Source organism: Streptococcus sp. HMSC073A12, from assembly GCF_001812815.1.
Lineage (GTDB): Bacteria > Bacillota > Bacilli > Lactobacillales > Streptococcaceae > Streptococcus > Streptococcus vaginalis.
This window is the reverse complement of sequence record NZ_KV810540.1, coordinates 42,170-63,417: the sequence shown is the minus strand read 5'-3', so window position 1 is coordinate 63,417 and position 21,248 is coordinate 42,170. Positions and strand designations below refer to the sequence as shown.

Genomic DNA, 21,248 nt, shown 5'->3' with positions numbered 1-21,248 from the left:
TGCTTAATGGCCTTTGTATCGAGGTAAAAATGACATACGAAGTGAAATCTCTTAATGAAGAATGTGGAGTTTTTGGGATTTGGGGACATCCTCAAGCTGCTCAAGTGACTTATTTTGGACTCCATAGTCTTCAACACCGCGGTCAGGAAGGTGCTGGTATCGTGACAAACGATAAGGGCAAACTTCTTCAGTACCGTAATACAGGTCTACTTTCAGAAGTATTTAAAAATCCTGCCGATTTGGAAAAATTGACTGGGCATGCTGCAATTGGACATGTTCGCTATGCGACAGCAGGCTCGGCTTCTATTAACAACATTCAGCCATTTCTTTACAATTTTACAGATGAACAGTTTGGCCTTTGTCATAATGGAAATCTGACAAATGCTTTGTCACTGAAAAAAGAACTGGAGGACCAAGGAGCGATTTTTAATGCTTCGTCTGATACTGAAATTCTAATGCATTTAATTCGTCGCAGTCATAATCCAGAATTTCTCGGAAAAGTAAGGGAGGCATTGAACACTGTCAAAGGTGGCTTTGCTTACCTTTTGATGACAGAAGATAAGTTGATTGCTGCGCTTGACCCAAATGGTTTTCGTCCCTTGTCAATTGGGCAAATGGCAAATGGTGCTTGGGTGGTATCAAGTGAAACGTGTGCCTTTGAAGTGGTTGGTGCTAAATGGGTTCGTGATGTAAAACCAGGAGAACTTGTTATCATTGATGACAATGGCATTCGGTACGATACCTACACGACGGACACTCAGCTTGCCATTTGCTCGATGGAATACGTGTATTTTGCACGGCCTGACAGTGATATTTACGGTGTTAATGTCCACACCGCCCGTAAAAATATGGGAAAGCGTCTGGCACAGGAATTCCAGCATGAAGCAGATATCGTTGTTGGGGTGCCGAATTCATCACTTTCAGCAGCAATGGGATTTGCTGAAGAATCAGGTCTCCCAAATGAAATGGGCTTGGTGAAAAATCAGTACACACAACGTACTTTCATTCAACCGACACAAGATTTGCGTGAGCAAGGTGTTCGCATGAAGCTCTCAGCCGTATCTGGTGTTGTTAAAGGTAAGCGCGTAGTTATGATTGATGATTCTATCGTACGTGGAACAACATCACGCCGTATCGTTCGTTTGCTTCGTGAAGCTGGTGCAACAGAAGTTCATGTGGCAATCGGTAGTCCAGAATTGAAATACCCATGTTTCTACGGTATCGATATTCAAAATCGCCGTGAATTGATTTCAGCTAATCATACCAAAGATGAAGTTTGTGAGATTATTGGTGCTGATAGCTTGACTTACTTGTCAATTGACGGTTTGATTGACTCAATTGGTCTTGAAACTGATGCACCCAATGGTGGGCTTTGCGTTGCTTACTTTGATGGGAATTACCCTACCCCTCTTTATGATTATGAAGAAGAGTACCTTCGAAGTTTAGAGGAAAAGACAAGCTTTTATATTGAAAATGTGAAGAAATAGTAGTGACAAAAATTCTTTCAAGGCTGAAGCGTTTCGTCTTCGCTGAAATCGTCTTGGTGCTTATTGGTCTTGGTAGTGGCATCTGGAATTGGTTTCAACATGGCTTTTCAAAAGCTTGGTTACCAATGTTAGTAGCTGTCATTTTAGGTGTTTCTGCCTGGCAACATCATGGACTTCGAATTGAGTTAGAAAAGCAGATCAAGTTAGAGGACAGCTCTGCTATTTCCAAAGAAAGGAAAGAAAATGACAGAAAACAAAAATGCTTATGCTCAATCTGGTGTTGATGTTGAAGCGGGTTATGAAGTTGTTGCACGTATCAAAAAACACGTTGCGCGCACCGAACGTCTTGGCGTCATGGGCGCTCTTGGCGGTTTTGGTGGGATGTTTGACTTGTCTCAGCTCGACGTGAAAGAACCTGTTTTGATTTCAGGAACTGATGGTGTGGGAACAAAACTCATGCTTGCCATCAAATATGATAAACACGATACAATCGGTCAAGACTGTGTTGCCATGTGTGTCAATGACATCATTGCAGCTGGGGCAGAGCCGCTTTACTTCCTAGATTACATTGCTACGGGTAAAAATGAACCTGCAAAGCTTGAACAAGTCGTTGCAGGTGTTGCGGAAGGTTGTGTTCAATCTGGTGCAGCTCTTATCGGTGGCGAAACGGCTGAGATGCCTGTTATGTATGGTGAAGACGACTATGATTTAGCTGGTTTTGCGGTTGGTGTCGCTGAAAAAAAACAAATCATTGACGGGTCAAAAGTTTCTGATGGTGATGTTCTTCTTGGACTTGCTTCCAGCGGTATTCACTCAAACGGTTATTCGCTTGTCCGTCGTGTCTTTGCTGATTACACAGGTGAAGAAGTGCTTCCAGAACTTGAAGGCAAAAAATTGAAAGAAGTGCTGCTTGAACCAACACGTATCTATGTCAAAGCGGTGCTTCCGCTTATCAAAGAAGAATTGGTTAACGGTATTGCTCACATCACTGGTGGCGGCTTCGTTGAAAATGTTCCACGGATGTTTGCGGATGATTTAGCTGCTGAAATCGAAGAGGATAAAGTTCCGGTTCTTCCAATTTTCAAAGCTCTTGAAAAATATGGTAGCATCAAACACGAAGAAATGTTTGAAATCTTCAACATGGGTATTGGTCTTATGTTGGCAGTTAGTCCTAATAAGGTTGAGCGCGTGAAAGAATTACTTGATGAGCCAGTTTACGAACTTGGGCGTATCGTCAAAAAAGCTGATGCAAGTGTGGTGATGAAATAATGAGCAAAAAAATTGCCGTTTTTGCGAGTGGTAATGGGTCAAATTTTCAAGTCATTGCGGAGCAATTTCCAGTTGAATTTGTCTTTTCAGACCACCGAGATGCATATGTCTTAGAACGTGCAGAAAAACTCGGTGTGACAGCTCATGCTTTTGAACTCAAAGAGTTTGATAATAAAGCAGCTTACGAAGAAGCTATTGTTACTTTGCTTGAAAAATATGATATTGATGTGGTTTGCCTAGCTGGTTATATGAAGATTGTTGGTCCGACTTTGCTAGCAGCTTACGAAGGTCGTATCATCAATATTCACCCAGCTTATCTTCCAGAATTTCCAGGGGCTCATGGTATTGATGATGCTTGGGAAGCAGGTGTTGACCAATCTGGTGTTACCATTCACTGGGTTGACAATGGTGTTGACACGGGAAAAGTGATTAAACAAGTTCGTGTGCCTCGTCTGGCTGATGATACCATTGACAGTTTTGAAGCTCGCATTCATGAAGCAGAGTATAAACTCTATCCAGATGTTTTGGAGAGCTTAAGAGTTAAGAAAAAGTAGTCCGTGTATTTGATAGCGTAGTTAGCTATTAGTATGCTGCCTTATAATGAGATTATGATGATAAAAAAGATTTTGGTGTTTGTATTAACTTTTATTGTCGTTGCCTTTATAGTAAATGTACTTATTTGGTAATCTTGAAAATCCGTTACGCCTTTGCTTGGCTTATTCTATCGGGCTTATTGCCAGTATTGCTATTTAGTGGTTTATATTTTACAAAAAGAAGTAGAAAGTAGGACTGAAATGACAAAACGTGCACTAATCAGTGTTTCAGACAAAGCGGGCATTGTTGAATTTGCTCAAGAATTAAAAAAACTTGGTTGGGATATTATCTCAACTGGCGGAACAAAAGTTACGCTTGATAAAGCAGGCGTTGATACTATCGCCATTGATGATGTAACGGGCTTCCCAGAAATGATGGACGGTCGTGTGAAAACACTTCATCCAAATATTCACGGTGGCCTTTTGGCTCGTCGCGATCTTGACAGTCATCTTCAAGCCGCAAAAGATAACCACATTGAATTGATTGACCTTGTTGTGGTTAACCTTTACCCATTCAAAGAAACTATTCTGAAATCAGATGTGACTTACGCTGATGCGGTTGAAAATATTGATATCGGTGGTCCTTCCATGCTTCGATCTGCTGCTAAAAACCATGCTAGTGTTACAGTTGTCGTTGACCCAGCTGATTATGCTGTTGTTTTGGATGAATTGTCAGCTAATGGTGAAACAAACTTTGAAACTCGTAGGCGCCTGGCAGCAAAAGTTTTCCGTCATACAGCAGCTTATGACGCTTTAATTGCAGAATATTTCACAAAACAAGTTGGTGAAACAAAACCTGAAAAACTCACAATCACTTACGATTTGAAACAACCAATGCGCTATGGTGAAAACCCTCAACAAGACGCTGATTTCTACCAAAAAGCTTTGCCAACAGATTACTCAATTGCTTCTGCTAAACAATTGAATGGTAAAGAATTGTCATTTAACAACATCCGTGACGCTGACGCTGCAATCCGCATTATCCGTGATTTCAAAGACCGTCCCACTGTTGTTGCCCTTAAACACATGAATCCGTGTGGTATCGGACAAGCTGATGATATTGAAACAGCTTGGGACTACGCTTATGAATCAGACCCAGTTTCAATCTTTGGTGGTATTGTTGTGCTGAATCGTGAAGTTGACGCCGCAACAGCTAAGAAAATGCACGCTATCTTCCTTGAAATCATCATTGCACCAAGTTATTCAGAAGAAGCCCTTGAAATCTTGACAACTAAGAAGAAAAATTTGCGTATTCTTCAATTGACATTTGAAGCTCAAGAAGCTAGCCAAGTTGAAAAAGAATACACGGGTGTTGTTGGTGGGCTGTTGGTTCAAAACCAAGATGTTGTCAAAGAAAATCCAGCTGATTGGAAAGTTGTGACAAAACGTCAACCAACTGACCAAGAAAAAGCAGCACTTGAATTTGCTTGGAAAGCTATCAAATACGTGAAATCAAACGGTATCATCGTAACAAATGGCCATATGACATTGGGTGTTGGTCCTGGTCAAACAAACCGTGTAGCTTCTGTTCGTATCGCTCTTGACCAAGCCAAAGACCGTCTTGACGGTGCGGTTCTTGCTAGTGATGCTTTCTTTCCATTTGCGGATAATGTTGAAGAAATTGCTGCTGCAGGTGTGAAAGCAATCATCCAACCTGGTGGGTCCGTCCGTGACCAAGAATCTATCGATATGGCTGATAAATACGGCATTGCCATGGTGTTTACAGGCGTACGGCATTTTAGACATTGAGAATAGTATAAAAACCTTGGATTGATTTTCCAAGGTTTTTTAAGTAGTTCAGAGGGACTTATTTTGGATAAATGTAACTAACTGCTCCTTGTCCAGCTGCATGAGGATTGAACCAGCCGCGGAAGTTGCCAATATACTGTTTTCCAGCGTAGTTGGCCTCTTGAATCTGAATGCGTGTGTTTGAGGCAACGTGAGTAACAACTCCAACGTGACCGTAACCACCGTCTGTCCAACAAATAATAGCCCCTACTTGTGGAGCTGTACCGGTTTTAAAACCAGCTCGTCTGGCGCTAGCAGCCCAATCACCACCATTGCCCCAGTAATTGCCAGCCCAAGGTGCAAGAGCTTTGGCGCCCCAAGTGCATTGCCCTTTTGGATAAGTCGTTGCTGCGGCATAATTTGGTTGGAAAGAGATAGCAGGCTTCTCTACTTGATATCTCGTACCTGTTAGTCCAATTATTTGACCGTTGAGATTGCGGTAAACATGTGTATGGAAAAGGCCACTGCCAGTGTGTTTTTGCGTATCAACTGTGAATTTGTAAATTCCATTTCCAGCTTTAGTAGCGGTGTACCACTGAATATCATCTTGGCCGTTGACTTCAGACCAAGTCGGTAGGCTAATCTTGCCATCGCCGTAAGCATCTGTCACCGTCACCTCATAAAGATAAGTTGAGCGTTTAGCGACAGATACTTTGGTTTTAATTTTTTCTGCGGACATAGCAACCGAATCCGTTGCATAACTATGCTCGCTACCGTCTTTATATTTCACATAAATATGATTGGTGTATGTTCCGGAAAAAACTTGATGATTGCGAATATCAAAGCTTGTCGTAAAGGTTCCATCACCGTGATTAGTGGCTGCATACCACTTGATATTGCTTTGATTGCTCGTGCTCCAAATAGGTACTCGGACGGATTGAATCGGCTTGGACTTTGAAGTTTCACTAACTTTGACGGTATAAGTCCCTTGTTCTTGATTGATATTTTCAACAGAGAAGAATGGTTTTTGCTCTTCTTCAGAAGGCAATTTATCAGCATCAACTTGGGCAGTGATTCCAGCTAAGCCAGTAAACTCTGGTTTGACATAGCTTTCTCCGTAAAGATGAATATGATAAGTTCCTATGTCATAGTTGTGTTTTTTTAGCTCAACTCTAACATTGTAGCTTCCATCAGAATTTTTAGTAGCTGCATACCATTGAAGATCATCCTGTCCGTTGCGGTCAGACCAAGCCGGAACCGTTAGTTTGTAGATTGTTTTAGGAACATTTTTGATCTGAATATCCATGATACCAGGCTCAGGAAAGCTAGTCTGGATAGAAGGATTTGGTTTTTCAAGGTTAAAAGTGGTGTCATTTAATCCAATCATCTTTCCGTTTTTACTTTCATAAGTATGAACATGGTAAACACCGTATCCTTTATGATTGGATAAGTCAATTTCTGTTGTGTCTTGCCCTGCCGTATACCACTTGATGTCATCTTGTCCTTTTTCGTCAGAGCAAACAGCGTGTAAAATATTGGCATTTGTTTGATCTTTGTTTCGAGTAAAGGATATTTGAGCAGTCTTTCCTAAAACGGTTGTAGAAACCGTGCCGCTAGCTGGTTTTTCTACTTTGAAAGTCGTTCCGTTTAAACCAACCATTTTTCCATTGATATTGATATAAGTGTGAACATGAAAGGTTCCATAACCAGTGTGCTGACGCAAATCAATAGCTGTAGTGGGTGTCTGAGGCGCAGAATACCATTTGATATCGTCTTGCCCATTTTCATCAGACCAAACAGCGTGGTAAATGGTGTAAGGAACTTGTGTCTGTGAGCGTGTGTAGTTAATAGAAGCTGTATTTCCAGAAACATTGACGGTAATGTTGCTAGCAAGAATTGCTGGATTTGAGCTTTTTTGAGCATTATCTGCTTCCGAGGCTTGAGCAGTTAGTTGAGCAGAAAAAACGCCCAAAATAGTGTTAGATAGTAAAAATAATTGACTGTATTTCTTCATAAATCTCCTTTGAATAAATAATTTGGATAGTTCCATTTAGATTATTCGGGAAAAGATGAAAAAATTGAAAACTGAATTGAAAAATTAGAAATGGTAATGGGATTTCGTTATTATCAAAATATTTTACGATAAATAAAAGTATAAACGAACATTTATGGTATAATTGTTATAAATAATTCGCAAAGAGGTCAATCATGAAACTTTTAGTTGTTGGTTCGGGTGGTCGCGAGCATGCGATTGCTAAGAAGTTGTTGGAGTCACCGCAGGTGGAGCAGGTCTTTGTTGCTCCCGGAAATGACGGGATGAACTTCGACGGTCTTAAGTTGGTTCCGATTGGGATTTCTGAGCATGCAGCGCTGATTGACTTTGTCAAAGAAAATGATATTGCTTGGACTTTCATTGGTCCAGATGACGCTTTAGCTGCAGGTATCGTTGATGATTTTGAAGCCGCCGGTCTCAAGGCTTTTGGACCGACTCGATTGGCTGCGGAACTGGAGTGGTCCAAGGACTTTGCCAAGTCAATCATGAAAAAATACGGTGTGCCGACAGCACGCTATGAAACTTTTTCAGACTTTGAAGCCGCCAAAGCCTATATCGAAAAAGAGGGCGCTCCAATCGTGGTGAAGGCGGACGGCTTAGCCTTGGGGAAAGGCGTGGTAGTCGCTGAAACGGTGGAAGAAGCGGTTGAAGCAGCGCACGAAATGTTGCTGGACAATAAATTCGGCGATTCTGGTGCGCGCGTAGTTATTGAAGAATTTCTTGAAGGAGAAGAGTTTTCTCTTTTTGCCTTTGTTAATAGTGATAAGTTTTACATCATGCCAATAGCTCAGGACCACAAACGTGCTTATGACGGTGACAAGGGTCCTAATACAGGCGGTATGGGTGCTTATGCGCCCGTACCACATTTGCCAGCAAGCGTGGTTGAAACTGCAGTTGACACCATTGTCAAACCAGTGCTGGAGGGGATGATTAAAGAAGGGCGACCTTATATCGGTGTTCTTTATGCTGGTTTGATTCTGACTGCGGACGGTCCCAAGGTCATTGAGTTCAATGCTCGCTTTGGTGATCCAGAGACGCAGGTCATTCTGTCGCGCCTAACCTCTGATTTTGCGCAAAACATCGCGGACATTTTGGAGGGCAAGGAGCCAGATATGACCTGGGCGGACAGCGGTGTGACATTGGGCGTTGTGGTGGCTTCTGAAGGTTATCCACTTGGCTACGAAAAAGGTGTGGTTCTGCCAGAAAAGACCGACGGTGATATCATCACCTACTATGCAGGCGCTAAGTTTGGTGAAAATGGCAAAGCACTGCTGTCCAATGGCGGCCGAGTCTATATGTTAGTCACCACATCTGACAGCGTTTCAGCTGCGCAGGAAAAAATTTACACCCAACTCGACAAACAAGACACGACTGGACTGTTCTACAGAACTGATATTGGGAGCAAGGCTCTTGAAAAATAAAAAATGTATACTAGTTAGTGCCTGTTTGCTTGGAGAAAATTGCAAGTACAATGGAGGCAATAATTATAATCAAGCTGTTATTGACTTTGTTGCGGATAAAGATGTCTTAGCAGTGTGCCCAGAAGTTGCGGGCCGCTTACCAGTTCCAAGAGAGCCAGTAGAGATTTTAAAAGGGCGGCCATGTGATGTCAATGGGAATTTTTATGATAAAGAATTTCAAGTAGGAATTGATCACACATTGTCTAGTTTAGCTGAAAAAAACATTGACTTGGCTATTCTTCAGTCCCGAAGTCCCTCTTGTGGTGTCAACCAGATTTACGATGGTCATTTTTCTAGTCGAAAAATAGAGGGCAGTGGTCTTTTAGGAAAGTTGGTAGCTCAAAGGTCTACAAACCTAGTTAAGAAGATTTTTTAGATGGGATGTTAGCTTTTCCTCGGCTTTTAAGAAAAGATGAGAAGAAAAGCGTAGCATCACACGCAAGAAAGTTCACGACGCCTCTACAGTCTAAGGCAGGCTTGAAAAAGGAGAAATTATGCAACCAATTATTTCTATCATCATGGGTTCCAAATCCGACTGGGAAACGATGAAAAAAGCAGCCCAAGTTCTTGAGGACTTCGGTGTTGCTTATGAAAAAAAGGTGGTCTCTGCCCACCGAACACCAGACCTTATGTTCCGATATGCTGAGGAAGCACGCGCACATGGTATTAAGGTTATCATTGCAGGTGCTGGCGGGGCGGCTCACCTGCCTGGTATGGTAGCGGCTAAAACAACGTTGCCGGTTATCGGTGTGCCTATAAAATCTCGTGCATTGAGCGGAGTGGATTCGCTCTACTCTATTGTGCAAATGCCTGGCGGTGTGCCTGTGGCAACGATGGCTATCGGCGAAGCAGGTGCAACCAATGCAGCGCTCTTTGCTTTGCGCTTGCTGTCTGTTGAAGATGCCCCAATTGCCCAAGCACTGGCTGACTTTGCAGAAAAACAAGGAAAAATTGCTGAGGAGTCTAGCAATGAACTCAACTAAAACGATTGGAATTATCGGTGGTGGTCAATTAGGACAAATGATGGCGATTGCTGCAATCTACCGAGGCCACAAAGTCATTACGCTAGATCCAGCTGCTAATTGTCCAGCTGCTCGTGTCAGTGAAGTCATCGTTGCGCCTTATGATGATGTGGCGGCTCTTCGTCAATTGGCTGAGCGCTGTGATGTCCTGACTTATGAGTTTGAAAATGTGGATGCAGACAGCTTAGATGCGGTAGCTGATTTGGCATATTTGCCACAAGGAACAAGGTTGCTACGTATCTCTCAAAACCGAGTACACGAGAAAGAATTTCTCTCAAGTACTGGTGTGGATTTGGCTCCCTATCGAATTATCCGCTCATCGGCAGATCTTACAGGCTATGACTTTTCGACTAAGCGCGTGCTGAAAACAGCAACAGGCGGATATGACGGTCACGGTCAGGTGGTCATTAGAGACGAGGAGAGTTTAGCGACTGCGCGTGATTTAGCAGACAAGACTCTTTGTGTGCTAGAGGATTTTGTCCCCTTCACCATGGAAATATCGGTTATTGTGTCTGGAAATGGCACGGATTTGACCCTTTTCCCTGTTCAGGAAAATATCCACCGCAACAATATCCTTTCTAAAACGATTGTCCCAGCGCGGATTTCCCAAGATTTAGCGGACAGGGCCCTGCAAATGGCAAGAAAAATTGCCACAGAAGTCCAACTTTCTGGTACACTATGTATAGAGATGTTTGTAGCTGGCAACCAGATTTTGGTCAATGAAATCGCACCGCGCCCGCATAATTCAGGGCATTATTCTATCGAAGCCTGTGATTTCTCACAGTTTGATACTCATATCTTGGGTATTTTGGGTCAGCCCCTGCCAGAAGTGCCCCTTCATGCCCCAGCTGTCATGCTCAATATCCTTGGCCAGCACATGGAAAAAGCTGCGCAGTACGTCGCAGAACATCCTAGCGCCCACCTCCACCTGTATGGTAAAATGGAAGCGAAGCACAACCGCAAGATGGGACATGTGACTGTGTTTAGTGAAGAGCCAGATGAGGTGAGAGAACTAGGTGAGGGAATAGATTTTTAGAGGAGTTTGTTATGATTCAAATCATTGTTCACGCCTTTATTGAAAATGGAGAAGCAGGGATTGTCGAAGTGCTCTTTGCCAGCAAAGACGCTGACAAAATCCAAGCCAAATATGAAGAGCTGCAAGCCCATTACCCAGCAGACTACCTAACAATCTATGATCTGCCGCTGGATACAGACTTGAACCAGCTGTCCCATTATCCGTCGGTGGAGATAGGGAAAGAGGAGTTTGAGTGAGGGAGAGATTTTTGTGATAAAATTAACAGAGTTGAAAGAAAAATTCTCCAAACTTGGATATGATAATCTTGAAAAAATTTCTGAGGGTGGAGAAGGAATTGTATGTGAAGCATTTAAGGAACAAAAAAGTACGCTATAAAAATTATTAAAGAGCAGAATAAGGAAAGAGCAAAAAGATATAAACAAGAAATTGAAAATGTTGAAAAGTTAGACCATCCTAACGTTATAAAACCTTCTTATAGCAGTTTAAATGTTGATGATAAAGAAGTGTTTTATAGTATAAGAGTAAGTATAATCTTAATTATAATTGTGAAATTGAATATTCTGTAACACCATATTTATGTTTTTGAAGGTGACGTATTAGATATGTTTCGTAAAGAGAAAAATATTGATAATGAGGTTGTGTTGAATTTAAGTAAAGACTGGGATGTTGAAGTTACATTAGCTAAAATTTTAGGATTAAAAGAAATACAAAAGAAAAAGAGAGTAGGTTTGAGTAAAAGGACTTGAACTAACTTTAGAAGGATAGATAAAGAAAGGAAAATAAAAAACAATGATCAACCGTTATTCACGCCCTGAGATGGCGAACATTTGGAGTGAGGAAAACAAGTACCGGGCTTGGCTGGAGGTGGAAATCTTAGCTGATGAGGCTTGGGCTGAGCTGGGTGAGATTCCTAAGGAAGATGTGGCTAAAATCCGTGCTAATGCGGACTTTGATATTGACCGCATTTTGGAAATTGAGCAGGAGACTCGCCACGATGTGGTAGCCTTTACTCGTGCAGTATCTGAAACGCTTGGCGAAGAGCGCAAGTGGGTTCACTACGGCTTGACGTCTACTGATGTGGTGGACACAGCCTATGGTTATCTCTACAAGCAAGCAAACGACATCATTCGCAAAGATTTGGATCATTTCCTTAACATCATAGCGGACAAGGCGCGTGAGCATAAGTTCACCATCATGATGGGGCGTACTCACGGGGTTCATGCGGAGCCTACGACTTTCGGTCTGAAGCTCGCGACTTGGTACAGTGAAATGAAGCGCAACATTGAGCGTTTTGAACATGCTGCCGCTGGTGTAGAAGCTGGGAAAATCTCTGGTGCTGTTGGGAACTTTGCCAACATTCCGCCATTTGTGGAAAAATATGTCTGTGATAAGTTAGGCATTCGTGCTCAGGAAATTTCGACTCAAGTCTTACCGCGTGATTTGCATGCTGAATATTTTGCCGTGCTAGCCAGCATTGCCACATCAATCGAGCGCATGGCGACTGAAATCCGCGGTTTGCAAAAATCCGAACAGCGTGAAGTGGAAGAGTTCTTTGCCAAGGGGCAAAAGGGCAGCTCTGCCATGCCTCACAAACGCAACCCAATCGGTTCTGAAAATATGACAGGGCTTGCCCGTGTGATTCGCGGTCACATGGTGACGGCTTATGAAAACGTGTCGCTCTGGCATGAACGTGATATCTCCCATTCTTCAGCAGAGCGTATTATTACACCTGATACGACGATTCTGATTGATTACATGCTCAACCGCTTTGGCGATATCGTTAAGAATCTGACTGTTTTCCCTGAAAATATGCGCCGCAATATGAACTCAACTTTTGGTCTTATTTACAGCCAGCGCGTCATGCTGAGCTTGATTGAAAAAGGCATGACACGTGAAGAGGCTTATGATTTAGTACAGCCAAAGACGGCTTATTCTTGGGACAATCAAACAGATTTTCGTCCGCTACTAGAAGCTGATGAAGCTGTGACCTCTCGTTTAACACCAGAGGAAATTAACGACATTTTTGATCCAGTTTACTACACCAAGCGCGTAGATGATATTTTCCACCGTATAGGTTTGGATTAATATAAAATTAAAAATCCAGAGAGTGGGACAGACTCCCACTCTCTGGATTTTTGCTCTCTCACCAAGCAAAAGCATTGGTTGGGGTTTCTAAGGCTTTTAGCCAGGAGCTGTCAGAAACATGGCAGAGGGTAACAGAAAGTCCTGCCATATCTAGGCTTGTGATGAGGTGACCTGTTTTGACAAAGGGCAGTTTCAAGCCTTCTATATCTAACAGTTGAAGAATGTCATCTGTGAAAACGAGTTCTTCCAATTTTGAAGTACCGCCTAAGTTATTGATGAGGAGAATAAACTCTTGTCCTTCTTGCCATTTGAATTTCATTTTGATTTTGTTGATAAGCTCCACAGCGAGCAGTTCGGAAGATTCAAACGGAACCATCCGATAACCGGGCTCTCCATGGATTCCAATTCCGTAGGAAATTTGACCTTGGGGCAAATCAAAGATAGGCAGCTGCTTGCTTGGTAAGGTGGCAGATTTTGTTGCGACTCCTAGTGTCGCAATGGAGGTGGACAGAGAAAGAGCGAGCTTTTCCAATTCATCTAGACCAGTCCCTTCTTTGGCAGCTTGCCCGAGGATTTTATGTAACAGAATCGTTCCTGCAACCCCGCGGTGGCGGATTTGGAAGTTGCTTTTTTCGACTGAAATATCATCATGGGAAATGATGTATTTGACTGGAATTCCTTCCTTGCGCGCTTGATAAATGGCTTGGGAAAATTCTTTAATATCAGCATCGAAGTTTTTAATAATGACAAAAACGCCCTTGCCTTGATGCAGAAAACGAATGGTTTCTAAAATATGCTCCGCACAAGGTGGCACAAAAATGGGGCCACTAATAGCAGCGGTTAACATACCATCGCCCACATAGCCAAAATGAGCTGGTTCATGACCGCTGCCGCCACCCGAAATAATGGGCACGACAGAAGAATCGTGCTGATTATGATAAATGACGGGCAGTTGTTTCAGCTGTGAAAGGTGAGGATACATGCGGGTAATTGCATTGATGTTTTGCTGAATGCTTGAATGAATTGAATTGATAATGTGAACCATATACTTGCCTTAATTTTCTATAGCTGTTTTGATTAGTTGTGTTAAAAGTTGCGCCTGTTGCTGGTAATCTTGCTCAGATAAATCCAGCAGATGTTTGATAGCATTCGCAAGCGCTTGACTGTGATAATGAATGAAAAAATGATACTCCATTTCAGAATGGAAAGGACGGGAATGATATTCTCTGACGAGTTTGGCTACAAGTTGTTGGCAGTAGGTTTGAAAATAAGAAGAAAAGTCATTTTGGTCAACAATGTCAAATAATTGTGCATAAAAACTCTTATTAACGCTAAAATAGTGTAGCAGTTCTTGCAGCAGCTGATAGCCAGAGATATATTCCAGATTATCCGTTACTTGCTCTCGCAACTCCGTCTGAAAAATCCATTCTAATAATTCGTACTTATCCAGAAAATGATTGTAAAACGTTTGCCTGCGAATACCGGCGTCTTCCATAATTTGTCGAACAGAGATTTTTTCAAAAGCTTGTTCGGTCATTAATTTTTTAAAGGATTTGGCAATCCTTTTTTTCGTGATTAAGGATGTTGCCATCTTCCCTCCTCAGTCTTTTTAGTTCTATTCTTAGTTTATCATGAATGATGCAATAGGAAAACTAAAAAGAGGGACAAATTTTTGATTTTGTCCGTTCCAAAATGGAGCAAAGAATTTTACAATAAAAATAAGAAACATAAAGCAAAGGAGAAACTCATGAAAAAAATTATCAATCAACCAACGGCTGTTGTGGACGAAATGCTAGACGGGCTGGCTTATATCCACAGTGATTTGGTGCATCGTGTAGAAGGCTTTGACATCATTGCTAGAAATAGCGAAAAATCTGGCAAGGTAGCGATTATTTCAGGTGGCGGTAGCGGTCATGAGCCCGCTCATGCTGGCTTTGTGGGCGACGGTATGTTGTCAGCTGCGATTTGCGGAGCGGTCTTTACTTCCCCAACTCCTGACCAAGTCTTGCAGGCAATCAAAGAAGCAGACGAAGGCGCAGGTGTGTTCATGGTTATCAAGAATTATTCTGGCGACATCATGAACTTTGAAATGGCACAGGATATGGCAGAAATGGAAGGAATCGAGGTGGCAAGTGTTGTTGTCGATGACGATATTGCTGTTGAGGACAGCCTTTATACGCAAGGTCGCCGTGGAGTTGCTGGTACCATTTTGGTTCATAAGATTTTGGGAAATGCTGCGCGGTCTGGAAAATCACTGAGTGAAATCAAGGCCTTGGCTGACGAATTGGTGCCTCAGATTCATACGGTTGGGCTGGCTCTCAGTGGAGCAACCGTTCCTGAAGTTGGGAAACCTGGCTTTGTGCTTGCTGATGATGAAATTGAATTTGGCATCGGCATTCATGGAGAACCCGGCTATCGCAAAGAAAAAATGCAGCCGTCTAAAGACTTGGCACAAGAATTAGTGGCAAAATTGAAAGACTCTTTTGAACTCAAAGCAGGAGATAAAATCGGAATCCTTATCAATGGCATGGGGGCAACACCGCTCATGGAACAATACGTCTTTGCCAACGATGTGGCTGGAATTCTCGCAGCAGCAGGTCTGGAAGTTGTTTACAAGAAATTAGGAAACTACATGACATCTATTGACATGGCAGGCATTTCTCTGACCTTTATCAAATTGGAACGTGAAGACTGGCTAGAAGCTTTGAACAGTCCTGTTGCAACGATTGCTTGGTAGGAGGTATGATATGGATGCAGCATTAGCAAAGAAATGGATGCTTCTCTTTAACGAAAAAATTCAAGCCAACAAAGACTATCTGTCAGAGTTAGATACGCCCATTGGTGACGGAGACCACGGTGGCAATATGGCGCGTGGTATGGCCGCTGTCGTTGAAAATCTGGAAGGAAAAGATTTTACCAATTCAGCAGAAGTCTTTCAAGTTGTCTCCATGCAATTGCTCAGCAAGGTCGGTGGGGCTTCTGGACCTCTTTACGGCTCAGCTTTCATGGGAATAATGAAGGCTGAAAAAGAAGCTGCTAGCTTGGCAGATGCTGTTCAAGCAGGGCTTGATATGATTCAAAAGCGTGGGAAAGCAAGCGTCGGTGAAAAAACGATGGTAGATGTCTGGGATGGTGTGGTGATGGCTCTTCAAAAAGGAGAGTTGACTAAAGAAACCATTCATACTTTGGTTGAAGCGACGAAAGATATGAAAGCAACGAAGGGTCGGGCTTCTTATGTTGGAGAGCGCTCTATCGGACATATTGACCCCGGTTCGTATTCATCAGGCTTACTTTTTGAAGCCTTGCTAGAAGTGGAGGAAAAAGCATGACAGAAGTTGGGATTGTCATCGTTTCTCATTCAAAATGGATTGCTCAAGGCCTTGTGGATTTAATTTCAGAAGTTGCTAAAGACATTGTGCTGACCTATGTGGGCGGTACAGAAGATGGCGGCATTGGCACAAGTTTTGAACAAGTTCAAACGGTTGTGGAAGCCAACAAAGCGGAGAAGATTTTAGCTTTCTTTGATCTTGGATCGGCTCGCATGAATCTGGAGCTGGTGGCAGATTTTTCAGATAAGGACATCATCATCAATAATGTTCCCATTGTTGAAGGGGCTTATACTGCAGCTGCTCTCTTGCAAGCTGGTGCAGATTTGGTAACTATCCAAGAACAATTGAAAGAATTGGAGATTAAGAAATAAAGGAGGCGGATTATGATTCAGTATCTCGGTGAATTTTTAGGGACCTTTATCCTAGTATTGCTTGGTGATGGGGTTGTTGCTGGGAATGTTTTGAGCAAGACGAAGGAGGAAGGAACTGGCTGGGTTTCTATCGTTTTAGGCTGGGGGATTGCTTGTACAGTGGCGGTTTATGTATCTGGATTTTTCAGCCCAGCTCACTTGAATCCAGCGGTCACATTCGCAATGGCTTCTATTGGAGCGATTAGTTGGGGACAGGTTTTTCCGTTCATTCTTGCACAAATGCTGGGTGCCATGGCTGCGGCTTTTGTTCTATGGCTTCACTATTACCCTCATTGGGCTGAAACGAAAGATTCAGCCTTGATTTTAGCCAGCTTTTCAACGGGACCAGCCATTCGCCATACAGCTTCTAACTTTTTAGGAGAAGCGCTGGGAACGGCCATTCTTGTCATCACGATTATGGCAATTGGTCCAAATAAAGTTGCCGCTGGTTTGGGTCCAATCATCGTAGGAACAGTTATTTTTGCAGTCGGTTTCTCACTTGGACCAACGACAGGCTATGCGATCAATCCTGCACGGGATTTGGGACCGCGTATCATGCATGCTCTTTTACCAATCGCAAATAAAGGGGATTCTGACTGGTCCTATGCTTGGATTCCAGTCCTAGGTCCAATTGTCGGCGGTGTCGTAGGGGCTTTGCTCTACAATATCATTTTGGGTATCATTTAAAACTAGTCAAAAGTAGGTTTCGGCCTACTTTTTTTGTCTTTTCTTGTGCTTCTTGTCTGAATTTTTTATAATAGCTGTATAGAATAGCGAGGATAGAGATGGCAAAGAAGCATTGGCTGAAATTACTTGGAGTGTTTTTGATTTTCGGAATAGTTACCTGCCATTCAGTTTTGCTAGATCCAGCTGAGCGAATAGATGAACAAAAAGAGTATCAAACTATTGTAGCGAAATTTCACCAGATAACGGTGCCTGAACTCAAAGAAAAGCAGGCTCAGAGTGAAAATTTTTATCTCTACATTGGGCGAGGAACTTGTCCACACTGTAGGCGATTTGTGAAACAACTGCAACGAGCCAAAACAAAATCTTTTTATTATTTAGATAGTGAGAAAAAGACGCCAGAGTTAGTTGCTTTTTGTGAGGCATATAAGATAAAATTTGTTCCTTATTTTGGGAAATTTACTGGTCTTACAGAAGAAAAAGTACTGCAGATCAAGGCAAATATGACTACTAAAGAAATTGAGAATTTTAATAAATAAGAGAAAAACAAGATGACAGCACATCTTGTTTTTTTCATAACAATGATAAAAAGTTGACAAATAAAAAACAAAGCAAAATTCTTTTCAAATTGGTATAGATGGGTTATAATGATGCCAAGATATAAAAAAGAGAGTGGGACAGAAATCAGTAGTTTCGTAGAAACTTGATTTCATCGTCCCACCTCCGCACGGTTGAGTAGGACTGTAAAAGTTGATTTATCAACGTATTAGAGTCCACTCAGCAGTGATTGATTGGCACTAAAGTGCCTAATCAATTGTGCATGGGAAACTCTACATTAACTAAAGCCAATAGAGCTTCTTCAAACCACTGCGTCTTATAATTCTGATTATATATAAACAAAGGAAGCTGAGCACTTTGTCCCAGCTTCTTACATAAAAATAATTAGTGATTTCCACTGCGTGACACGAACTTGATTTTAAAGAAGTCGCCACGTTTGTAGGCTTCGCTATACTCTAAAATTTGTCCTGTACTTTCTAACTGTGTTGTTTTTACTTGGAAGACGGTCGGGAAGTTTGTGTCAATGTCCAGTAATGTTGCAACAGCTTCTGGTGTCGGGAAGATTATTTCATTTGTTTCTTCAAAATGCTCGTCATTCATGTGAATATGATAGTCTTGTTTGAAGCGGTTGTAGATAGAGCTGTAATATTCAAGATTTGGATAATTTGCGTTGATATATTGCTCTGGGATATAGGATTGATGATAGATGTAAGGGGTATCTTTTGCTTTACGAAGTCTCTCGATTTTATAGTAAAATTGGTGTCCCTTCAAATCTAACTTATCAAGAAATTTCAAGTCGTTTCCGCGCTCGATTGATAAAACGGTCACTTGATCATTTTGGGTGGGAAATATCTCAACGTCAGAAAATTCAACGAGTTTGTGCTTACGCGCGCGCGACACAAATGTTCCTTTTCCTTGCTGGCGAATGATATATCCGTCTTTTGCTAGCTCATTTAAAGCTCTGACAACAGTAATAGAACTCACATCGTACATTGTGATTAGCTCAGCTTCTGTATAAAATTTATCTCCGTTTTCAAATTGACCTGAGATAATCTTGCTTTTGAGTTCGTCTTTTATGTATTGGTATTTAGGGATTGCCATGTTATTCACCTCTCTTTCGCTTCCCTCTCGTAAAAAATTTTACCATAATTTTTCTTAAAATGGTTAAATTTTTCAAAAACTATTGACATTTCATACAAAATATATTATATTAACCTATGTAACCGATTACAAAAATGTTATGTGAAAGAAGGAAATGGTTTGGCAAGATTTGAGATTAAAGAAGAATTTTATCTGAATCAACAGCCTTTTAAAATATTGTCTGGTGCCATTCATTATTTTCGGATTCAGCCAGATGATTGGTATCATTCGCTTTATAATTTGAAAGCTCTGGGCTTTAATACGGTAGAAACCTACATTCCTTGGAACGTTCATGAACCTCAGAAAGGGCAGTTTTGCTTTGAGGGGATCTTGGATTTGGAGAAATTTCTTCAAATTGCTCAAGATTTAGGCTTGTATGCCTTGCTTCGTCCGTCACCTTATATTTGTGCAGAATGGGAATTCGGTGGTTTGCCGGCTTGGCTTTTGAAGGAGGAGATGAGAATTCGTTCTTCTGACCCTGCTTATTTTGCCGCAGTTGCTAGCTATTATGATGAATTGCTTCCGCGCTTAGTCCCGCATCTTTTGGAAAATGGCGGCAACATTCTCATGATGCAGGTCGAAAATGAATATGGCTCGTATGGCGAAGATAAGGAATATTTGAGAGTTGTTCGAGATATGATGCTAGAGCGAGGTGTGACTTGTCCGCTCTTTACGTCAGACGGACCTTGGCGAGGCACTTTGCGGGCAGGGACGCTTATTGAGGATGATGTGTTTGTAACGGGGAACTTTGGCTCCAAAGCAAAAGAAAATTTCGCGCAGATGCAGGAATTCTTTGATGAACATGGCAAGAAGTGGCCGCTCATGTGTATGGAATTTTGGGACGGTTGGTTCAATCGTTGGAAGGAGCCGGTCATCACACGAGATCCAGAAGAGTTGGCTGAAGCGGTTCACGAAGTTTTGCAACAAGGCAGTATCAATCTTTATATGTTTCATGGGGGGACAAATTTTGGTTTCATGAATGGCTGTTCAGCGCGAGGAAGCATTGACCTGCCACAAGTGACGTCTTATGATTATGAAGCTCTCCTTGATGAACAAGGAACCCCAACGCCTAAATACTTTGCTATTCAGCGAATGTTAAAAAAATATTATCCAGAATATCCACAAATGGAACCTTTGGTAAAAGAATCGTTTGAGTTAAAGGATATTCCGCTTAGTGAGAAAGTTAGTTTATTTGAAACCTTAGAAGATGTAGCGCAGCCAATCGAAAGTCTGTACCCTATGAACATGGAGGAGCTGGGACAAAATGTTGGCTATCTACTCTATCGTACAGAAGCGGAATGGGATGCGGACGAGGAACGGATTCGTGTCATCAATGGGCGTGATCGGATGCAACTTTTTGTAGATGGAAACCGTATCAAAACTCAGTACCAGAAAGAAATTGGTGAAGACATCTTAGTTTCGCAGCAGAAACAGTCAACACATCTATTGGATATTTTGATGGAGAACATGGGGCGTGTTAACTATGGGCATAAACTTTTGACAGAAAGCCAGCATAAAGGTATTCGCACAGGAGTTTGCAAAGATCTTCATTTTATGCTCCATTGGAAACAGTATCCATTAGAGTTGAAAAATCCAGAAAAAATTGATTTTACGAAAGAATGGCATGAAAATCAGCCAGCTTTCTATGCGTTTGACGTTGAATTGAAAGCGCTTAAAGATACTTATCTGGAGTTGACCCACTTTGGCAAAGGAATCGTCTTTGTCAATGGTGTCAATATCGGTCGCTTCTGGGATGTCGGACCGACCTTATCGCTGTATATTCCACATGGTCTCTTAACTATCGGAAAAAATCGTATCATTATTTTTGAAACTGAAGGGAAATACAGCGAATTTATTCATTTAGTTCACAAACCTACATTTAAAACAATAAAGGGGGCAAAATTATGACAATTGTAGGGAATCGGATTGATGGACGTTTGATCCATGGGCAAGTAGCCAATCTTTGGACTACAAAATTAAACATCTCACGTATCATGGTAGTAGATGATGAAGTAGCAGAAAATGCTATTGAAAAAAGCGGCTTGAAATTGGCGACACCAGCTGGTGTGAAATTGAGTGTTTTACCAGTTGCAAAAGCAGCAGAAAATATTCTAGCCGGCAAATATGATAGCCAACGCCTGCTCATTGTTGCGAGAAAGCCAGACCGCTTTTTGAAATTAGTAGAAGCAGGCGTGCCAATCGAAACGCTCAATGTGGGCAATATGTCGCAGACATCTGAAACGCGTTCTATCACACGCTCAATTAACGTGGTAGATGAAGACGTGGTAGTATTTAACAAGTTGCATGAAAAAGGTGTGACAATAACAGCTCAAATGGTTCCAAATGATCCAGTTGAAGACTTTATGACATTATTGAAATAAATTTAGGAGGTCA

The 21,248-nt window shown here is 41.9% G+C and carries 24 protein-coding genes; 20 read left to right on the top strand and 4 right to left on the bottom strand.

What is annotated here, in order from left to right; genetic code table 11:
* The first annotated feature begins 29 nt into the window (after window positions 1–29).
* The 5 genes from purF (at window position 30) to purH (ending at window position 5,098) form a co-directional block, all read left to right on the top strand.
* Window positions 30–1,487, top strand: coding sequence for an amidophosphoribosyltransferase (gene purF, locus HMPREF2876_RS06800; protein ID WP_024052904.1), 1,458 nt, complete (start codon window positions 30–32; stop codon window positions 1,485–1,487).
* Between the two features lie 2 nt (window positions 1,488–1,489).
* Window positions 1,490–1,771, top strand: a complete 282-nt coding sequence (locus HMPREF2876_RS06795; protein ID WP_024052903.1) for a hypothetical protein — start codon at window positions 1,490–1,492, stop codon at window positions 1,769–1,771.
* Entirely contained in the window at window positions 1,731–2,756 is a 1,026-nt protein-coding gene (purM, locus tag HMPREF2876_RS06790; RefSeq protein ID WP_070584549.1) for a phosphoribosylformylglycinamidine cyclo-ligase, read from the top strand. The genes HMPREF2876_RS06795 and purM overlap by 41 nt, the downstream gene beginning before the upstream one ends.
* Window positions 2,756–3,310, top strand: a complete 555-nt coding sequence (gene purN / locus HMPREF2876_RS06785) for a phosphoribosylglycinamide formyltransferase (RefSeq protein ID WP_024052901.1) — start codon at window positions 2,756–2,758, stop codon at window positions 3,308–3,310. The genes purM and purN overlap by 1 nt, the downstream gene beginning before the upstream one ends.
* 240 nt (window positions 3,311–3,550) lie before the next feature.
* Window positions 3,551–5,098 carry a bifunctional phosphoribosylaminoimidazolecarboxamide formyltransferase/IMP cyclohydrolase gene (gene purH, locus HMPREF2876_RS06780; RefSeq protein WP_024052900.1) on the top strand — a complete coding sequence of 516 codons (1,548 nt, stop codon included), beginning with the start codon at window positions 3,551–3,553 and terminating at the stop codon, window positions 5,096–5,098.
* Between the two features lie 58 nt (window positions 5,099–5,156).
* On the opposite strand, the gene HMPREF2876_RS06775 is transcribed toward purH, so the two are convergent.
* A complete protein-coding gene (locus HMPREF2876_RS06775) occupies window positions 5,157–7,091 on the bottom strand; it encodes a GBS Bsp-like repeat-containing protein (protein ID WP_070241460.1) in 1,935 nt (644 codons plus the stop codon).
* A 194-nt stretch (window positions 7,092–7,285) separates the two neighbouring features.
* Between HMPREF2876_RS06775 and purD the strand changes: the two genes are divergently transcribed.
* The 8 genes from purD (at window position 7,286) to purB (ending at window position 12,733) form a co-directional block, all read left to right on the top strand.
* Window positions 7,286–8,551 carry a phosphoribosylamine--glycine ligase gene (purD, locus tag HMPREF2876_RS06770; RefSeq protein ID WP_070584547.1) on the top strand — a complete coding sequence of 422 codons (1,266 nt, stop codon included), beginning with the start codon at window positions 7,286–7,288 and terminating at the stop codon, window positions 8,549–8,551.
* On the top strand, window positions 8,541–8,966 hold the full coding sequence (locus tag HMPREF2876_RS06765) for a 2-thiouracil desulfurase family protein (protein ID WP_070584545.1): 426 nt from the start codon (window positions 8,541–8,543) through the stop codon (window positions 8,964–8,966). Before purD ends, HMPREF2876_RS06765 begins: the two co-directional genes overlap by 11 nt.
* Before the next feature lie 118 nt (window positions 8,967–9,084).
* Window positions 9,085–9,573, top strand: a complete 489-nt coding sequence (gene purE / locus HMPREF2876_RS06760) for a 5-(carboxyamino)imidazole ribonucleotide mutase (RefSeq protein ID WP_003037056.1) — start codon at window positions 9,085–9,087, stop codon at window positions 9,571–9,573.
* The gene (purK, locus tag HMPREF2876_RS06755) at window positions 9,560–10,648 is read left to right on the top strand and encodes a 5-(carboxyamino)imidazole ribonucleotide synthase (protein WP_024052896.1); all 1,089 of its coding nucleotides are present in this window, start codon (window positions 9,560–9,562) and stop codon (window positions 10,646–10,648) included. Before purE ends, purK begins: the two co-directional genes overlap by 14 nt.
* A gap of 11 nt (window positions 10,649–10,659) precedes the next feature.
* Window positions 10,660–10,884: a hypothetical protein gene (locus HMPREF2876_RS06750; RefSeq protein WP_024052895.1), complete on the top strand. Its 225-nt coding sequence runs from the start codon at window positions 10,660–10,662 to the stop codon at window positions 10,882–10,884.
* A 13-nt stretch (window positions 10,885–10,897) separates the two neighbouring features.
* Complete coding sequence (locus HMPREF2876_RS10930) at window positions 10,898–11,023, top strand: hypothetical protein (RefSeq protein WP_257360479.1); 126 nt, start codon at window positions 10,898–10,900, stop codon at window positions 11,021–11,023.
* Between the two features lie 227 nt (window positions 11,024–11,250).
* The gene (locus HMPREF2876_RS10640; protein ID WP_024052894.1) at window positions 11,251–11,394 is read left to right on the top strand and encodes a hypothetical protein; all 144 of its coding nucleotides are present in this window, start codon (window positions 11,251–11,253) and stop codon (window positions 11,392–11,394) included.
* Between the two features lie 43 nt (window positions 11,395–11,437).
* Window positions 11,438–12,733, top strand: a complete 1,296-nt coding sequence (gene purB / locus HMPREF2876_RS06745; protein ID WP_024052893.1) for an adenylosuccinate lyase — start codon at window positions 11,438–11,440, stop codon at window positions 12,731–12,733.
* A 58-nt stretch (window positions 12,734–12,791) separates the two neighbouring features.
* Here purB and dhaQ read toward each other — a convergent pair whose 3' ends face one another.
* Both dhaQ and dhaS read right to left on the bottom strand, forming a co-directional pair.
* Entirely contained in the window at window positions 12,792–13,778 is a 987-nt protein-coding gene (gene dhaQ / locus HMPREF2876_RS06740; protein WP_024052892.1) for a DhaKLM operon coactivator DhaQ, read from the bottom strand.
* 9 nt (window positions 13,779–13,787) lie between these two features.
* The gene (gene dhaS / locus HMPREF2876_RS06735; RefSeq protein WP_024052891.1) at window positions 13,788–14,324 is read right to left on the bottom strand and encodes a dihydroxyacetone kinase transcriptional activator DhaS; all 537 of its coding nucleotides are present in this window, start codon (window positions 14,322–14,324) and stop codon (window positions 13,788–13,790) included.
* A gap of 156 nt (window positions 14,325–14,480) precedes the next feature.
* On the opposite strand from dhaS, the gene dhaK reads away from it, so the two are divergent.
* From dhaK to HMPREF2876_RS06710, 5 genes are all read left to right on the top strand, one after another.
* A complete protein-coding gene (gene dhaK / locus HMPREF2876_RS06730; protein WP_024052890.1) occupies window positions 14,481–15,470 on the top strand; it encodes a dihydroxyacetone kinase subunit DhaK in 990 nt (329 codons plus the stop codon).
* Between the two features lie 10 nt (window positions 15,471–15,480).
* A complete protein-coding gene (dhaL, locus tag HMPREF2876_RS06725; protein WP_024052889.1) occupies window positions 15,481–16,062 on the top strand; it encodes a dihydroxyacetone kinase subunit DhaL in 582 nt (193 codons plus the stop codon).
* Window positions 16,059–16,433, top strand: a complete 375-nt coding sequence (gene dhaM, locus HMPREF2876_RS06720; RefSeq protein ID WP_070241464.1) for a dihydroxyacetone kinase phosphoryl donor subunit DhaM — start codon at window positions 16,059–16,061, stop codon at window positions 16,431–16,433. The genes dhaL and dhaM overlap by 4 nt, the downstream gene beginning before the upstream one ends.
* Before the next feature lie 12 nt (window positions 16,434–16,445).
* Entirely contained in the window at window positions 16,446–17,159 is a 714-nt protein-coding gene (locus tag HMPREF2876_RS06715) for an MIP/aquaporin family protein (protein WP_070584543.1), read from the top strand.
* 98 nt (window positions 17,160–17,257) lie between these two features.
* A complete protein-coding gene (locus HMPREF2876_RS06710; protein ID WP_070584540.1) occupies window positions 17,258–17,695 on the top strand; it encodes a DUF6568 family protein in 438 nt (145 codons plus the stop codon).
* Window positions 17,696–18,098: 403 nt separating this feature from the next.
* Here HMPREF2876_RS06710 and HMPREF2876_RS06705 read toward each other — a convergent pair whose 3' ends face one another.
* Window positions 18,099–18,815, bottom strand: coding sequence for a GntR family transcriptional regulator (locus HMPREF2876_RS06705; RefSeq protein WP_003032072.1), 717 nt, complete (start codon window positions 18,813–18,815; stop codon window positions 18,099–18,101).
* A gap of 159 nt (window positions 18,816–18,974) precedes the next feature.
* Between HMPREF2876_RS06705 and HMPREF2876_RS06700 the strand changes: the two genes are divergently transcribed.
* On the top strand, window positions 18,975–20,762 hold the full coding sequence (locus HMPREF2876_RS06700; RefSeq protein WP_070584538.1) for a glycoside hydrolase family 35 protein: 1,788 nt from the start codon (window positions 18,975–18,977) through the stop codon (window positions 20,760–20,762).
* Window positions 20,759–21,235, top strand: coding sequence for a PTS sugar transporter subunit IIB (locus HMPREF2876_RS06695; RefSeq protein ID WP_024052884.1), 477 nt, complete (start codon window positions 20,759–20,761; stop codon window positions 21,233–21,235). The genes HMPREF2876_RS06700 and HMPREF2876_RS06695 overlap by 4 nt, the downstream gene beginning before the upstream one ends.
* Window positions 21,236–21,248: the final 13 nt, after the last annotated feature.

Coding starts and splice junctions, on each gene's coding strand:
- purB (WP_024052893.1), top strand. CDS start 11,438: ATGATCAACCGTTATTCACGCCCTGAGATGGCGAACATTTGGAGTGAG.
- dhaK (WP_024052890.1), top strand. CDS start 14,481: ATGAAAAAAATTATCAATCAACCAACGGCTGTTGTGGACGAAATGCTA.
- purM (WP_070584549.1), top strand. CDS start 1,731: ATGACAGAAAACAAAAATGCTTATGCTCAATCTGGTGTTGATGTTGAA.
- dhaQ (WP_024052892.1), bottom strand. CDS start 13,778: ATGGTTCACATTATCAATTCAATTCATTCAAGCATTCAGCAAAACATC.
- dhaL (WP_024052889.1), top strand. CDS start 15,481: ATGGATGCAGCATTAGCAAAGAAATGGATGCTTCTCTTTAACGAAAAA.
- HMPREF2876_RS06775 (WP_070241460.1), bottom strand. CDS start 7,091: ATGAAGAAATACAGTCAATTATTTTTACTATCTAACACTATTTTGGGC.
- HMPREF2876_RS10640 (WP_024052894.1), top strand. CDS start 11,251: ATGTTTCGTAAAGAGAAAAATATTGATAATGAGGTTGTGTTGAATTTA.
- purH (WP_024052900.1), top strand. CDS start 3,551: ATGACAAAACGTGCACTAATCAGTGTTTCAGACAAAGCGGGCATTGTT.
- purD (WP_070584547.1), top strand. CDS start 7,286: ATGAAACTTTTAGTTGTTGGTTCGGGTGGTCGCGAGCATGCGATTGCT.
- dhaS (WP_024052891.1), bottom strand. CDS start 14,324: ATGGCAACATCCTTAATCACGAAAAAAAGGATTGCCAAATCCTTTAAA.
- HMPREF2876_RS06695 (WP_024052884.1), top strand. CDS start 20,759: ATGACAATTGTAGGGAATCGGATTGATGGACGTTTGATCCATGGGCAA.
- purK (WP_024052896.1), top strand. CDS start 9,560: ATGAACTCAACTAAAACGATTGGAATTATCGGTGGTGGTCAATTAGGA.
- HMPREF2876_RS06715 (WP_070584543.1), top strand. CDS start 16,446: ATGATTCAGTATCTCGGTGAATTTTTAGGGACCTTTATCCTAGTATTG.
- HMPREF2876_RS06710 (WP_070584540.1), top strand. CDS start 17,258: ATGGCAAAGAAGCATTGGCTGAAATTACTTGGAGTGTTTTTGATTTTC.
- purE (WP_003037056.1), top strand. CDS start 9,085: ATGCAACCAATTATTTCTATCATCATGGGTTCCAAATCCGACTGGGAA.
- purN (WP_024052901.1), top strand. CDS start 2,756: ATGAGCAAAAAAATTGCCGTTTTTGCGAGTGGTAATGGGTCAAATTTT.
- HMPREF2876_RS06705 (WP_003032072.1), bottom strand. CDS start 18,815: ATGGCAATCCCTAAATACCAATACATAAAAGACGAACTCAAAAGCAAG.
- HMPREF2876_RS06750 (WP_024052895.1), top strand. CDS start 10,660: ATGATTCAAATCATTGTTCACGCCTTTATTGAAAATGGAGAAGCAGGG.
- dhaM (WP_070241464.1), top strand. CDS start 16,059: ATGACAGAAGTTGGGATTGTCATCGTTTCTCATTCAAAATGGATTGCT.
- purF (WP_024052904.1), top strand. CDS start 30: ATGACATACGAAGTGAAATCTCTTAATGAAGAATGTGGAGTTTTTGGG.